Here is a 15064-nt window from a genome sequence, read left to right as displayed (position 1 = left end):
GGAAGCCCCCGGAGCGCATCGCTCCGGGGGCTTCGTCGTGTCCGCGCGTCAGTGACGCCGGCGGTGTGCCGCCCACGCGAGCGCGAGGACGCCCAGGACGGCTCCGATGACCGCTCCCAGACCGTTCGCCAGGACATCGGCCAGTGACGCGGTGCGCGCGGGCAGGAAGAGCGCCTGGCCGGTCTCGATGCCGACGCTGACGACCACGCCCGCAGCCGCACCGGCCCACCACCACCGAGCGCCCGCGAGCAGGACCACGAGCAGGCCCAGCGGGACGAAGAAGACCACGTTCGACAGCGACTCGATCGTGCCGTACCCGAACCAGTCGGGGGCCCCGTGGCGATGAGCGATCGCCATCACCCGGTCGAGCGTCGGACCGGCTGCCGCGTCGACGGGTGAACCCCAGAACCCGACGAGCACCACCGCGACGCCGTAGGCGGCGGCGAGCCACGTCGCGACCCGACGGCTGCGTCCGGTGGCCGGGGCGCGCCCTGGATCGCGGGGACTGTCGGAGGTCACCCGACCGACGGTAGTGAGTCGGGCCTCCCGGATGGGCGTCTCCGTCATTCCGTGACGCATCTCGGAGGTCCGGAAAACGAGTACCCCGATCTGACGCGTGTACCCCGGAAAGACGTCACACCACCCCGGAAACCCAGGGGACGCCGATGGGTCGCATTGACGAAACCCGTGAATCAACGGGCATCGCTGGCGGTTCGGGCCGTGGTTCTCGTAGCGTTCTCGTGTCAGCAGATGTACCCCGGATCGTGAAGGAGAGCGACATGAGCATCACCGTCAACAACGCGACGCAGGCCGAGGTCACCCTCGACACCGACACGGTCGACACCATCGCGATCCTCGAAGCCGACGCGGCGACCTCGACCCGTCCGACCCGCGCCAAGGTCACCTGGGTGCAGGAAGACCAGGGCGAGTGGATCGCCGGCTACGGCGGGTACTTCGGTGGCAGCGTCGACAAGCGCGACGGCCGCTTCGTCGCTTCGGACACCTTCGGCCTGGTCGTCGGTGAGTTCGCATCGCTGGAAGAAGCGCAGACCAAGCTCGAGGACCAGCTCCACGTCATGCTCCCGTCGGTCATCCGACCGGTCGAGTAGGCGCCACCGGCGCCACCGCATGGCCAGCACCACCGGCGCCTGTCCAACCACGCACCATCGGCGTCCGCGACGCCCGCAGCACCAGTACGCAGCACCAGCACGCAGCACAGCCCGAAGGAGCACCACCATGAGCATGACCGCCGATCACCACCTGCAGACCGAAGTGACGCTGGACACCCGGACGATCGAGGTCATCGCCGAGATCGAGGCGCAGGTCGTCGCCGACACCGCGCCGACTCGCGTCCGCATCAGCTGGGCGCAGCCCGACGCCGGGCTCTGGGTCGCCAACTACGGCGGGTACTACGGCGGCACCGTCGACCGGCAGGGCACGCACTTCTTCGTTGCCGACACGTTCGGCGAGTACGTCGGGGACTTCCGATCGCTTGACGAGGCGAAGACGCGGCTGGCCGAGCGGCTACACGTGCTGTTGCCCGACGTGATCCGCGTCACCGCCTGATCCGGACCACGCTCGACCCCCACGAAACCCCACCGGATCCCGGTGGGGTTTTCCAGTGCCCGAGCGGGTGACGCGGCCCTGAGGTGCGCCTACCCCCACAACGAGTGGTCCCCTCTATTGGGGACCCGTCCCGTCCCCACTTCGGTATCGAGACCTGCCAGTATCGACCCGGCGCCAACGACCGTCCTCCCTGAACCGACGGCCGTTGATCAGCGCCCGCATCATCTCGACCCGAAAGTGATCATGCTGCCTGGAAACCAGGGCACCGCTGTGCCTCGACGCCGCTTCGGCGTCCGAACCGTCGCCTTGTTCGGTGCCGCGCTGCTCGTCGGCGCCGGTCTCTCGACGACCACGGCGGTCATCGCGGCCGAGCCGGCGTCGGCCGTCGATGCGACCCAGAACGGTGCGCTGGTCTGCTACCCGCAGAACACGCTGTACGCGATCGACAGCACCGGCAAGGTAGTTGCCGTCGACATCAGTTCGGACGAGTCCAAGGTCGGTCAGACCGCGGACGTCACGAACCTCGGTGCGGGCGCGAACAACGGTCTCGGCATCTCGCGCGAGGGCGTTTCGATGTTCGCCGCAGCGAACGGCGGGACCGCGACGCTTCGTCAGTACGACCCGAAGACGGGTGTCGCCAGCGACCCGGTCGCGACCGACACGACACGGTCAGTGATCCGTGGTGCCGTGAACCCGGCAACGGGCATCTACTACTACGGCGACGGCACCGGTTGGCTCGGCGCGTACCGCCCCGCGACGGACACGACGCCGGCGAAGTACCTGGGTCAGGTCGGGCAGATCAACGGGCTCGCCACGCGGAACGCCGCCGACACCGCGAACGCGAACGGCGACTTCGCGTTCAGCTCCCGCGGACTGTTCTTCGTCGTCGCGGCGAACCACGTCTACCGCGTGAACACGAACGAGGTCCCGACGACGTCGGGCAACACGGCGATGACGACGACCGAGATCGCGACCCTGCCGTCCACCACCAACAGCCCCGGCATCGCGTTCTCCTCCGACGGCTTCCTGTACGTCTCGAACACGGTGACGACCAACCGGGTCCCCACCACCACGATCTTCCAGCTGGACCCGACGTCGGGAAAGGAAGTCCGCAACTTCCGCATCGTCGGTGATTACGCCGCGAGCGACCTCGCCAGTTGCAACTACGCCGACACCGTCACGGGTGAGTCGAGCGTCGACACCCGCTGGAACAGCGGTGACCAGTTCACGGTGTCGATCACCGGCGGCGGCATCACCCCGAACGCCGGGACGACCAGCACCAGCAGCGGCAGCGCCACGGGCATCCAGGCGCAGAAGGCGGGCGCGGTCCTGACCACGCCGAACAAGGACTACACGGTCACGCAGACCGCCGATGGCACCACGGACATGGCGAACTACGACACCACGTGGAAGGCCGTCGACCGGGGGACCAACGCGGTCATCGCGAAGGGCAACGGGAACACCGGCACCTTCACGTTCCCCGCCGCCACGACCGCCGACGGCACCGACGTCATGGTCACCTTCACCAACACGCTCAAGGCCGTGCACGTCACCACGACCTCGGACACCGGCAACACGCCGAACGGCACGAAGCTCACGGTGCCGACGAAGGGCGTCCTGGCGAACGACAGCGGCACCGGCCTGTCCGTCGTCTCGAACACCACGCCCGCCCACGGCACCGCGACCGTGAACTCCAACGGCTCGTACACGTACACCCCGGCCGGCGGCTTCTCGGGCACGGACACCTTCCAGTACACGGCGAAGGACTCCTCCGGCCAGACGTCGACCAGCACCGTGACGATCACCGTCGCTCCGGCGGGCACCGACGACGCGTTCAGCGTGCACGCCGGCCAGACCGCCACTGCGGACGCCGGGACGGGTCTGCTCGCGAACGACCACGGCACCGGCCTGACGGTCACGGGCAACACGAAGCCCGCCCACGGTGACCTGACCGTCGAGCAGGACGGTTCGTACTCGTACACCCCGACCGCCGGTTACTCCGGCCCGGACTCCTTCACCTACACGGCGAAGGACGGCGACGGCGCGCCGATCAGCGGCACGGTCACCATCACGGTGCTGCCGACCGCGGGCGCCGACACGATCACCGCGACGGCGGGGGCCACCACCCCCGGCACCGCCCCTGGCCTGCTCGCCAACGACCTCGGCTCGGACCTGACCGTGACGGGCAGCACCAAGCCCGCCCACGGTGACGTCGTCGTCGCGAAGGACGGCAGCTACACCTACACCCCGGCCACCGGTTCCTCCGGCCCCGACTCCTTCACGTACACCGTCACCGACGGCACCGGGGGGACCGACACCGTGACCGTGACCGTGAACGTCGCCCCGCTGGCGAAGGACGACACCGTCCGCGTCGCCGCCGGCACCACGTACACCGCCGACACCCGCGCCACCGGCGTCCTGGGCAACGACCTCGGCACCGGCCTGACGATCTCGTCGAACACGAAGCCCGCGCACGGCGAGCTCACCCTCGACAAGGCGACCGGTGCGATCACCTACACGCCGGCCGACGGCTTCTCGGGCACGGACTCGTTCCGTTACACCGCGACGGACACCGCCGGTGCGCCGACGACCGCCACGGTGACCATCACGGTCAACCCGACGATCGCGAACGACACCACGACGACGAGCGCCGGCACCCCGGTGAACGTCGACGTGCAGCACAACGACCGCGGCTCGGACCTGGTCACCACGATCGTCACCGGTCCGGCGAACGGCACCGCAGTGGTGGCCGAGGACGGCACCGTCGAGTACACGCCGACGGGTGACTTCTCCGGCACCGACTCGTTCACCTACACCGTGACCGACGGCGACAAGGTCACCACCAGCCCGGCGACGGTCACCGTCACCGTCAAGCCGGTCGCGAACGGCGACACCGTGTCGACGAAGTCCGGCGAGACGCTGACCATCGCGCCGACGACGCTCACCGGCAACGACAAGGGAACGAAGCTGACCGTCACCGACGCGGCCGCCGTGCCGGACGCCGACGGCACGACGCACGGTGACGTCACGATCGACCCGACCACCGGCGTGATCACGTACACGCCGAAGCCCGGCTTCTCGGGCACCGACACCGTCACCTACACGGTGCGGGACGACTCCGGCCAGACCACGACCGGCACGATCACCGTCGTCGTCGGCCCGATGGCCACCCCGGACACCGCGACCGCCACCGCTGGCACCACGCTGATGGTGGGCGGGGACGGCGACGACCGCACGGGCGTGCTCGGGAACGACGAGGGCACGAAGCTCACCGCCACGGTCGACCTCGAGCCCGCGAACGGCGACCTCGAGCTGGCGGAGGACGGGTCGTACACGTACACCCCGAAGGACGGCTTCTCGGGCACGGACACCTTCACCTACACGGCGAAGGACCCCTCCGGCGGGACGGCCACGGGTGTCGTGACGATCACGGTCAAGCCCGGCACCGAGCCGGACGAGATCACGGTCAAGGCAGGCGGCAGCAAGACGGTCACCTCGGCCGAACTGACCGGCAACGACCACGGCACCGGCCTGTCCGTGCTCGACATCCCCGTCGGCAAGAGCGGCACGAACGGCACCGCGGTCCGGAACGACGACGGCACCGTCACCTACACGCCGAAGCCGGGCTTCTCCGGCACCGACGAGTTCACGTACACGGTCACGGACCGCAACGGCCTCACGAACACCGGCACCGTCTCCGTCCGGGTCACCCCCGTCACGGCGGGCGGCTCCACGTCCACCGACGCCGACGGATCCATCACCGTGCCGGCCGACAAGGGCGTGCTCGACGGCGCCACCGGCACCGACCTGCACGTCACGGACAACACCGACCCGTCGCACGGTGACGTCGTCGTCGACGAGGACGGCGGGTACACCTACACGCCGAAGCCCGGCTACTCCGGCCCGGACTCGTTCGACTACACCGTCACCGACGGCTCCGGCGGCACGACCACCGGCACCGTGACGATCGTCGTCGCCCCGAAGGCCGTCGCCGACACCGCGACCACCACCGCCTCGACCCCGGTCGACGTCGTGGTCACGGGCAACGACTCCGGCACGAAGCTCACCGTCACCGCGGTCACCAAGCCCGGTCACGGCGAGGCCGCGATCACCGGAGGCGGAGCCGGAACCGGCAACACCGGCACCGGCACCGTCACGTACACGCCGGCCGACCGCTTCTCCGGCACGGACACGTTCACCTACACGGTGACCGACCCGACCGGCGGCACTGCGAAGGCGACCGTCACGCTGACGGTCAAGCCCGTCGCCGTCGCGGACACCGTGCGCACCAGCGCCGGCACCGCGCTGGCCATCGCCGGCGCGACGCTGACCGCCAACGACCACGGCACGACGCTCACGGTCACCGGCCACGGCGACGCCGCGCACGGCACCGTGACGAAGGGCACCGAGCCCGGCTCGCTCGTCTACCTGCCGAAGAAGGGCTTCTCCGGCACGGACACGTTCACGTACACCGTCACGGACGGCTCCGGCCAGACCACGACGGCGACCGTCACCGTCCTGGTCGGCACCATGGCGACCCCCGACACCGGCCGCACCGCCACCAACGGCACCGTGACCGCGACCGTCGGCACGGGCGTCCTCGCCGACGACGAGGGCACCGACCTGTGGGCGAAGCTCGACCGCAAGCCGGCACACGGCTCCGTGGCGCTGGCGAAGGACGGCTCGTACGTCTACACGCCGGAGCACGACTGGTCGGGCATCGACACCTTCACCTACACGGCGATCGACCACGACGGCAACACCGCGACCGGCCTCGTGACGATCACCGTCACCCCGACGGCGACGAACGACAAGGCAGCCACGAAGGCCGGCAAGTCGATCACCGTCGCCGGCCCCGGCGTGCTCGGCAACGACCACGGCAGCGACCTGACGGTCGTGACCTCCGGCACGGCGGGGCACGGCACGGTCTCGATCGCCGCGGACGGCACGTTCGTCTACACCCCGGCGAAGGGCTTCTCCGGCACCGACACCGTGACCTACCGGGCACAGGACGGCTCGGGTCAGCAGGTCGACGCCACCGTCACCGTCACCGTCGGCATCGACGCGACGAAGGACGCCGGCCACACCATCGCCGGCACCCCGATCGCCCGCGACGCCGCCCACGGTCTGCTCACCAACGACCAGGGCACCCGCCTCACCGCAGCGCTGGACCGCAAGCCGGCCCACGGCACGGTGACGGTCCAGCCCACCGGCGCGTACGTCTACACCCCGGCCGCCGGCTTCACCGGCACGGACACCTTCACCTACACGGTGACGGACGCCTCGGGGCAGACCACCACCGCCACCGCCACGATGACGGTCGTCGCCGCCGCGGTCGCGAAGGACGACTCCGCCACCGGGACCGTCGGGCACCAGGTCACGATCGACCCGCTCGACAACGACTCCGCCTCGGGCGGTGCCACCTTCGAGACGGGCACCCTGCACCTGATCGACCCGGAGACGGGCAAGCAGTCCGACCGCGTCGTCGTCAGCCACGAGGGCACCTGGACCGTCCGCGACGGCAAGGTCGTCTTCACCCCGGCGAAGGGCCACACCGGCACCGCGTTCATCGGGTACACGGTGACGGACAGCAACGGCCAGACGGTGACGGCGACCATCACGGTCACCTACCCGACCGGCATCGCGGCAGCGGTCCACACCGCGGAGCTCGCCTTCACCGGTGCGACCGGCCTCGTCGGCCTCGGCCTCGCGGCGATCGCACTGCTCCTGGCCGGCGTGCTGCTCGTGACGCGTCGCCGCATCGCGGCGGGCATCGCAGCCGCCCCGGGGATCCGACGCAGCGCGCGTCCGTAACCACCGCGGTCGACCGGGAGGCCCGGATCACGTCAGCCGACAGGCGCACGTGATCCGGGCCTCCCGTCGTCCTGCCGTGGTCGCGTCCGACGCACGCCGTCACGCGGGGTGGTGCGGCTCCGCCGCTCGCTAGCCTCGGAGGATGAGCGACCGACCCACCGCACCCGGCCGACCCACCGCGATCGTGACCGGTGGGACCAGCGGCATCGGACGCGCCGTCGTCGAGGAGCTCCGCCGGACCCACGAAGTGATCGCCGTCGGGCGTGACCGCGTGCGGCTCGACGAGGTCGGGGCGCTCGACCACGTCACCGCCGTGCAGCTCGACCTGACCGACGCCGCCGGGTTCCCGGCCTTCGCCGACTCGGTACCGGAGCTCGACGTCCTGGTGCACAACGCAGCGATCGTCGAACGCCTGCGTGTCGAGGACGCCCGCGCCGAGGACTGGCAGCGCGCCTTCGCCACCAACGTCATCGCGCCGGCCGAGCTCAGCCGGGTGTTCCTGCCACACCTGCGCCGGGCAGCCGGGTCGGTCGTCGTGATCAGCTCGGGCGCCGCTCGACGGGCCGTGCCGAACAGCACCGTGTACTCCGCGTCGAAGCACGCGCTGCAGGCCGTCACCGACGGGCTCCGCCAGCAGGTCAGCGCCGACGGGATCCGGGTGAGCACCGTCGCGCCGGGACCGACCGACACCCCGCTCGCGCACACCGGCGATCGGTACGGTCCGGCCGACCCCGACGTGGTGCGGAGCGAACCGTCCACCGTCGCCTCGGCCGTGCGGTTCGTGATCGACGCCCCGCGGGACTCCCAGATCGCCGAACTGTGGGTGCGTCCGAGCGTCGAGTAGGGCGCCGGGCCGGGTGGCGTCTCGCTGGCTACGCCACCGGTTCGATGAGCTGCGGGCCGTCGTTCTTCACGCTGTTCACGGTGCGGGCGACCTCGTACTGCTCCAGGCCGGCCGCGACCGTCAGCGACTCGTGGTCGAGCAGGGCCAGCAGGTCGTCGGTGCCGAGGCCCCCTGCGCCACCGGTGCCGCCCCCCAGCCAGTCGTCGTAGCCGTCGGGCGTCAGGAACGCCGGCATCCGGTCGTGCACCTCGCCCGGGGCAACGTGGGCGTCGCGCGTGATGATCGCCAGTGACAGCCGCCACTTGTCCGGGTCGCCCTCGGGCTTGGTCGGGTCCGGCCAGGCACTCACGACCCCGGCCATCGCCAGGGCACCGCCGGGCTCGTGCACGAAGTGTGGCTCCTTACCGTCCTCGCGCACCACCCACTCGTAGTACCCCTGCGCCGGCACGATGCAGCGGTTCGTCGCGAAGGCCCGCTTGAACATGCCGCTCGTCGCGACCGTCTCGATGCGGGCGTTGATCGGCTTCGGGCGCTGCTTCAGGAAGTCCTTCGCCCAACTCGGCACGAAGCCCCAGCTGATCTGCGGCAGCTCGCGCTCCCCGTGCCGCTGGCGCACCGCGGACACGGGGTCGGTCGGGGCGACGTTCCAGCTCGGCACCAGGCCGGTCCCCACGACGCCGGTGTCCTGGTCGACGTGCTCGGTCCGGTCGGCGAGCTCACCGAGGAGCTCGGGCAACAGATCGGCCGTGGTGTCGGAGACGACGAACCTTCCACACATGCGCCCAGTGTGCCCCGTGCCCCCGACAGTCGCGCGGGCGGGGCTGTTGCGTCGTGTCGGCCTGTTCCCTTGTCCCGTTCCGCTTCGTGAACAGAAATGGTCGGGTCCCGTCACGCCACCCGACCATTTCTGCTCACGAAGTCGGGCCGGCGGGGACCTCGAACGGCTCGGCGGCCTCGGCGGCGACCCGCGCGCGTTCGGAGCGGCCGAGGCGGACGACGTACTCGGGCAGCACGAGGACGTAGAGCGCGACGGACACCACGGGCCACCAGGGCGCGACGTCGAGCAACGGGCCAGCACCGACGGCGGCGACCCCTGCCCCCAGCAGCGGGGTGACGCGGGCGAGCGTGCCGATCAGGCCGCGGCGGAGCAGGACCGTGTCGGTGCGGACCGCCTCGCGGTCCTCTGGACGGACGGGGCGTGGCCGTCGCAGCAGGTAGGGCTGCACCGAGGTCCGCACCGAGTTCTGCCACGAGGCCCGCACCTGCCGCCCGTTGATCGTCGCCGAAGGGTCCGGCGCGCGCCGCGTCGGGAAGCACGCGAACGTGAGCAGACCCACGCCGGCCGCCAGCAGCACGATGGCCGCCACGCTGCGGAGCGGAGGCTGTGCCGTCCAGCCGAGCCGGGCCTCCAGGACGAGCATGCCGACCAACGCGACCACGGCCCCTGCACCGGACCACGCTGCTGCGCGGCGGACACGACGCGGGTCCAGCACGTCGTCGACGTGCTGGAAGAAGATCCGCCAACCGAGTGCGAACACGGCTCAGTCTCCGGGCAGCGAGAGCTTGCTGCCCTTCGGGGTGCCGGGCCGGCCGCGGGCGGGCGGTGCCGGCGGGACGGGCGGGAGCGCCTCGGCCTCGACGCGCAGCTGCTCCTGGCGGCCGAGGGTGCGGATCCCCATGACGCCCGTGCCGCTCGAGAAGACGAGCCACATGGACCACACACCGAGGAGCACGATCATCCGGTCGCCGTCGACGGGGAACGTGAGGACGAAGACCACCGTGCCGAGGACGAGACCCACCCAGCTGACGAACTGCAGGAACGAACGGGTGGCGAAGCGGACGATCTGGTCGCGGCTCTCCAGCAGACCGTGGAGCACGGCATCGCGGTGCTGCGGGTCCACCGCCGGAGGGTTCCTGCCGTAGTAACGGGCGATGGCCTCTTGCGTGCGCCAGCCGATGCCCGGGATCGGTGGGACGGCCCATCCCTTCGGGCCGACCGGCGTCATCGATGCGCCGAAGCACCCGAAGCCGGCGGCCACCACGACCGCGATGACGACACCGGCGGGACCGGGAACGGGGTCGTCCAGGCGGTCCAGGAGCACGCCGACGAACAGCAGCACCACGAACGCGGTCGCCGCGACGATCGTGCCGACGACAACCATGCGGCGGCGGATGCGCTCGCCGATGACCTCGGGCAGTCGCTCCCGGTACACCTGCCACCCGATCTTGAACACGTGTCATGTCTACCGGGTTCGGGGTGTCGTGGGCCGGGTCGGCGGTGCATCGAGTGAGCAGAAGACGACGGGTGCGGTGATGTGACCCGTCGTGTTCTGCTCACTCGGCGGTGTGGGCACGCACGCGCGGACACGCCCGGCGGCGCGGGCACGCGCGGGCGCCCGGCCCCGGCACCCCGGGCGCGCGCAGCACACGTCCAGGTGGGCGCGATGACCTCGGCTCCATGAGTCTCGACATCGTCTACACCGCAGCCGCCCACGCCACCGGAGGCGGCCGCGACGGGCACGTCCGCAGCGAGGACGACCGGCTCGACCTGGACACCCGCCCGCCGAAGGAGATGGGCGGCAGCGGCGAGGGCACCAACCCCGAGCAGCTGTTCGCCGCTGGGTACGCCGCGTGCTTCCTCGGTGCGCTGCACGCCGCGGGCAAGGAACTCGACCTCGACACCACCGGCGCCGAGGTCTCCGCCGAGGTCGGCATCGGCGGCGCCGGCAACGGCACCTTCGGCCTGGCGGTCGAGCTCGACGTCTACGCACCGGCCGCCCCGCAGGAGCAGCGCCAGCGCCTGGCCGAGCGCGCGCACGAGATCTGCCCGTACTCGAACGCCACCCGCGGCAACATCACCGTCGCGCTGTCGATCGTCGACTAGCGTTCCGGCGTGGTCACCGACGAGACGCGCTGCCCCTGCCTGAGCGGCAACCCCTACGGCGAGTGCTGCGGCCCGCTGCACCGCGGTGCGGCCGCGCCGACCGCGGAGCGCCTGATGCGCTCACGCTTCAGCGCGTTCGCGCTGGGACTGCCGGAGTACCTGCTGCTCACCTGGCACCCGCGCACCCGTCCGGCGGCCCTCGAGTTGGACGCGTCCCAGCGCTGGACCCGGTTGGACGTCCTGACGACGACCTCGGGAGGCCCGTTCGACTCCCAGGGCACGGTCGCGTTCCGCGCGTGGTGGCGTTCCGACGACGACCGCGGGACGCTCGAGGAGACGAGCGAGTTCGTCCGCGAGCAGGGACGATGGTTCTACGTGGACGGTGTCGTCGCCTGACGGCTCCGCACCACGCCAGCTGACAGGAGTCGACATGCCCGCACGCGACCTCACCCGCTTCGGCGGCCGGACCACGGCCGCCGAGGTCGTCGACGGCCTCGACCTGACAGAACGCACGGCGATCGTCACCGGCGCCGCGTCCGGCATCGGGGTGGAGACCGCCCGAGCACTCGCCGGAGCCGGGGCGCGCGTGACGCTCGCCGTGCGGGACGTCGACGCCGGCCGACGGGTCGCGGACGACATCGCCCGGTCGACGGGGACGGACGCACCGGCCGTCGTCGAACTGCACCTGGACCGCCCGGGCTCCGTCGAGGCGTTCACCGCAGCGTGGTCGGGGCCGCTCGACGTGCTCGTCGCCAACGCCGGCATCATGGACGCGCCCGAGTCGTACACGCCCGCCGGGTGGGAGACGCAGTTCGCGACGAACCACCTCGGGCACTTCGCCCTCGCGCTCGGGCTGCACGACGCCCTGGCGGCCTCGGGTTCGGCCCGCATCGTCTCGGTGTCGTCGAGCGGCCACGGCGGTTCGCCCGTCGTGTTCGACGACCTGTTCTTCCGCCGGCGTCCCTACGAACCCGGACTCGCCTACGGCCAGTCGAAGACCGCGAACGTGCTGTTCGCCGTCGCTGCCGGCCGGCGGTGGGCCGCCGACGGCATCACCGCGAACGCCCTGATGCCGGGCGGGATCTGGACCGGGCTGCAGAAGCACTGGGACCCGGAGGTCCTCGCCGCCACGAAGATCGCCGCCGCCGACGCCGTGAAGACCCCGGAGCAAGGAGCTGCGACCTCGGTCCTGCTCGCCACCGCACCGGAACTCGACGGGGTCACCGGCCGCTATTACGAGGACTGCCACGAAGCAGCGGTGGTCGAGCGGATCGAGGACGGCCTGCACGGCGTGCTGCCCTGGGCGCTCGACCCGGACCAGGCCGACCGGCTGTGGGACGTGTCCGTCGCCCTGCTCGACGCCGAGGCGCGGTCCCGCGGCTGACCGCGGGTCGCCGGTGTCGTCGTCGGCTAGCTGCTGATGACGGCGGGCAGGCCGACAGCCGAGCGCATCGCACGACGGACGGCGGCCTCGTCGGGCAGCAGCTCGTCCTCGTCACCGGTCAGGAAGAAGCGGATCTGGCCGATGGCCTGTTCGGTGAGCATGTCGAGACCGTTCAGCACCCGGCCGCCCGCACCGGCCCAACGCGACGCGACGGCGGTCGGCCACGGTTCGTAGGCGACGTCGAACAGCACGGCGTCCGACCCCGACGGCACCAGCTCGAGCGGGTCGGCCGCGCCGCCGGGAAGCGTCGACAGGACGAACCCGTGGCGGGTGCCGGGCAGGTCGGTGAGCGGCAGGACCTCGAGCGAGACGCCGAGCCGCACGGCCAGCTCCACGAGCGACCCGGCCTTCGCGGTGTCGCGCAGGAACACCCGCACGAGTGACGCCCCGAGCCGCACGGCTGCGGTCAGGGCGCTCGCCGCGGTCGCCCCGCCGCCGAGGATCGTGGCCTCGCCGGGAAGGTGCCCGAGGGCCTCGACCGGACGGACGAGCCCCTGGACATCGGTGTTGGCACCCGCACGGACGATGCTGTCGCCCTCGTGGCGGAACGCCACCGTGTTGGCGACCCCGAGCTCATCGACCAACGGGGTCGTGCGGTCGAGGAGCGGCAGCACCTCGCGCTTGAGCGGCATCGTGAGACTCAGCCCGCGCCATCCGGGACCCAGCCCCGCGACGAACTCGTCGAGCCCACCGGACGCGACCTCGTGCCTCCCGTACGACCACCCCAACCCGAGCGCGTCGTAGGCCGCTTCGTGGAGCGTGGGGGAGAGCGAATGCGCGATGGGGGAGCCGAGCACCGCGAGGCGCGTACGGTCTGGATCTGGGACGGCCACGATCACCCAGCCTATCCAGCTGAATTCCTGTACGCCCCGTTAGGTTAGGCTACCCTTCGTGATCCGCTCATCCCTTCGTCTCCGACGTGTCCTCGCCGCTGCGGGTGCCGTCGCCGCAGCCTCCCTCGTCCTCGCCGGCTGTGCCTCGGGCTCCGGCTCGTCCACCGACACGGCTTCGTCCGGCTCGTCCGACGGCGCCTTCCCGGTGTCCATCACGACCGGCCTCGGCACCACGACGATCGACTCGCAGCCCAAGCGCGTCGTCGCACTCGGCTGGGGTGACGCCGAGACCGCGCTCGAGCTCGGTGTGCAGCCGGTCGGCGCGAGCGACTGGCTCGCCTTCGGTGGCGACGGCGTCGGACCGTGGCTCAAGGACGCGTACACGAAGTCGCCGAAGATCATCCAGACGCTCGAGCCGAGCTACGAGGACATCCTCAAGCTCAACCCCGATCTGATCCTCGACGTGAAGTCGTCTGGTGACAAGGACCGCTACGACAAGCTGTCCGCGATCGCGCCGACCGTCGCGATCCCGAAGGGCGGCGAGAACTACCTCGCCTCGACCGAGCAGCAGACCACGATGATCGCGAAGGCGCTCGGCAAGGAGTCCGAGGGCAAGAAGCTGCTCTCCGACCTCGACGACGCCTACGCCGCGGCGCGCAAGGCGCACCCGGACTTCGAGGGCAAGACCGCCGTCGTCGGTGCGTACAGCTCCGAGGGCTTCGGGGCGTACGCCTCCACCGACAGCCGCTCGTCGTTCATGAAGAACCTCGGGTTCACGATCCCGTCGGCCATCGACAAGGAAGCCGGCAAGGCGTTCTCCGTCACGCTGTCCGACGAGAACCTCGACCTGCTCGACGCCGACCTGACGCTGGTCCTGCCGATCTACGTCGACGCGTCGAAGGCCGAGGCTGACCCGCTGTTCCAGAAGGTGCCGTCGGTCGAGGCCGGTCACTACATCGTCTTCGACGACAAGGACGTGTCGTCGGCGTTCTCGATGGGCACCACCGCTGCGATCGAGTGGGCGCTCGACAAGCTGCCGGCCCAGTTCGAGGACAAGCTCGGCTGACCTGGCCGGTCTTCACCCGCGAAAGCGACAGGGTGCCGCCGAACTTCGGTGGCACCCTGTCGCTTTTGCTTGGTGGGGCTGACGATCTGGTCGAGACGGCTCAGACGGCGCAGACGGCTCAGACGGCGCAGACGGCGCAGACGGCGCAGACGGCGCAGACGGCGCAGACGGCTCAGACGGGGAAGCTCGAGCCGAGCAGCGCGAAGAGCAGCGCGATCAGCGGGAGCGTGCCCTGCTTGAACGCGGAGTTGACGTACTTGCGGCCGGAGCCGACCAGGATCACCGCGGCGCCGAGCATGCTCGCGGTCGAGAACACGACGAGGGTCCAGCCGGTTGCGGTGTTGCCCGCCAGCACCAGCACGACACCGAGGATCGCGCCGATCGCCAGGAACAGGTTGTAGAACCCCTGGTTGAACGCGAGGGAGCGGGTCGCGTCGGCCTCGGTCTCGGTCGCGATGCCGAACACCTTGCGGGCGCGTGGACTCGTCCAGATGATGGATTCGAGGAACCAGATGTACACGTGGACGAGGCCAGCGAGGACCGCACACACGCCCGAGATCACGAGCAAGACCGACATGTGCTCATTCTCGCAGGCGTCGGCGGGGTTCGGCTG

General features: G+C 70.9%; 14 protein-coding genes. 8 read left to right on the top strand and 6 right to left on the bottom strand.

Features of this window, described 5'->3' with window-relative positions; genetic code table 11:
* Positions 1–48 precede the first annotated feature (48 nt).
* Positions 49–519: a VanZ family protein gene (locus EDF23_RS07575; RefSeq protein WP_159573953.1), complete on the bottom strand. Its 471-nt coding sequence runs from the start codon at positions 517–519 to the stop codon at positions 49–51.
* 260 nt (positions 520–779) lie between these two features.
* Between EDF23_RS07575 and EDF23_RS07570 the strand changes: the two genes are divergently transcribed.
* From EDF23_RS07570 to EDF23_RS07555, 4 genes are all read left to right on the top strand, one after another.
* Positions 780–1109, top strand: a complete 330-nt coding sequence (locus EDF23_RS07570; RefSeq protein ID WP_111086112.1) for a hypothetical protein — start codon at positions 780–782, stop codon at positions 1107–1109.
* 127 nt (positions 1110–1236) lie between these two features.
* Complete coding sequence (locus tag EDF23_RS07565; RefSeq protein WP_207895458.1) at positions 1237–1566, top strand: hypothetical protein; 330 nt, start codon at positions 1237–1239, stop codon at positions 1564–1566.
* Between the two features lie 270 nt (positions 1567–1836).
* Positions 1837–7380 carry an Ig-like domain-containing protein gene (locus EDF23_RS07560; RefSeq protein ID WP_165901050.1) on the top strand — a complete coding sequence of 1848 codons (5544 nt, stop codon included), beginning with the start codon at positions 1837–1839 and terminating at the stop codon, positions 7378–7380.
* Positions 7381–7522: 142 nt separating this feature from the next.
* Positions 7523–8224 carry an SDR family oxidoreductase gene (locus EDF23_RS07555; protein ID WP_111086110.1) on the top strand — a complete coding sequence of 234 codons (702 nt, stop codon included), beginning with the start codon at positions 7523–7525 and terminating at the stop codon, positions 8222–8224.
* A gap of 28 nt (positions 8225–8252) precedes the next feature.
* Here the strand turns inward: EDF23_RS07555 and EDF23_RS07550 are convergent, their stop codons facing one another.
* The 3 genes from EDF23_RS07550 to EDF23_RS07540 all read right to left on the bottom strand — a co-directional run bounded on the left by EDF23_RS07550 (position 8253) and on the right by EDF23_RS07540 (position 10458).
* On the bottom strand, positions 8253–9002 hold the full coding sequence (locus EDF23_RS07550) for an SOS response-associated peptidase (RefSeq protein ID WP_131921283.1): 750 nt from the start codon (positions 9000–9002) through the stop codon (positions 8253–8255).
* A gap of 133 nt (positions 9003–9135) precedes the next feature.
* The gene (locus EDF23_RS07545) at positions 9136–9762 is read right to left on the bottom strand and encodes a hypothetical protein (protein ID WP_131921282.1); all 627 of its coding nucleotides are present in this window, start codon (positions 9760–9762) and stop codon (positions 9136–9138) included.
* A 3-nt stretch (positions 9763–9765) separates the two neighbouring features.
* Positions 9766–10458, bottom strand: a complete 693-nt coding sequence (locus EDF23_RS07540) for a hypothetical protein (RefSeq protein ID WP_131921281.1) — start codon at positions 10456–10458, stop codon at positions 9766–9768.
* A 224-nt stretch (positions 10459–10682) separates the two neighbouring features.
* Between EDF23_RS07540 and EDF23_RS07535 the strand changes: the two genes are divergently transcribed.
* The 3 genes from EDF23_RS07535 to EDF23_RS07525 are packed head-to-tail and all read left to right on the top strand — an operon-like array spanning position 10683 to position 12492.
* A complete protein-coding gene (locus EDF23_RS07535) occupies positions 10683–11108 on the top strand; it encodes an organic hydroperoxide resistance protein (RefSeq protein ID WP_123293624.1) in 426 nt (141 codons plus the stop codon).
* A 9-nt stretch (positions 11109–11117) separates the two neighbouring features.
* Positions 11118–11504, top strand: a complete 387-nt coding sequence (locus tag EDF23_RS07530; RefSeq protein ID WP_131921280.1) for a YchJ family protein — start codon at positions 11118–11120, stop codon at positions 11502–11504.
* A 34-nt stretch (positions 11505–11538) separates the two neighbouring features.
* Positions 11539–12492, top strand: a complete 954-nt coding sequence (locus EDF23_RS07525; protein ID WP_131921279.1) for an SDR family NAD(P)-dependent oxidoreductase — start codon at positions 11539–11541, stop codon at positions 12490–12492.
* Between the two features lie 26 nt (positions 12493–12518).
* On the opposite strand, the gene EDF23_RS07520 is transcribed toward EDF23_RS07525, so the two are convergent.
* The gene (locus EDF23_RS07520; RefSeq protein ID WP_207895457.1) at positions 12519–13385 is read right to left on the bottom strand and encodes a shikimate dehydrogenase; all 867 of its coding nucleotides are present in this window, start codon (positions 13383–13385) and stop codon (positions 12519–12521) included.
* A gap of 58 nt (positions 13386–13443) precedes the next feature.
* Between EDF23_RS07520 and EDF23_RS07515 the strand changes: the two genes are divergently transcribed.
* A complete protein-coding gene (locus EDF23_RS07515; RefSeq protein WP_165901049.1) occupies positions 13444–14451 on the top strand; it encodes an iron-siderophore ABC transporter substrate-binding protein in 1008 nt (335 codons plus the stop codon).
* A 172-nt stretch (positions 14452–14623) separates the two neighbouring features.
* Here EDF23_RS07515 and EDF23_RS07505 read toward each other — a convergent pair whose 3' ends face one another.
* Positions 14624–15028 (bottom strand): DUF1304 domain-containing protein, encoded by a 405-nt coding sequence (locus EDF23_RS07505; RefSeq protein WP_123293628.1) that lies wholly within the window; start codon positions 15026–15028, stop codon positions 14624–14626.
* Between the last annotated feature and the right edge of the window lie 36 nt (positions 15029–15064).

The organism is Curtobacterium sp. PhB128 (genome assembly GCF_004340725.1).
Taxonomy (GTDB): domain Bacteria; phylum Actinomycetota; class Actinomycetes; order Actinomycetales; family Microbacteriaceae; genus Curtobacterium.
Note: the sequence above shows the minus strand (reverse complement) of the source record. Positions and strands in the feature narration are given on the sequence as shown.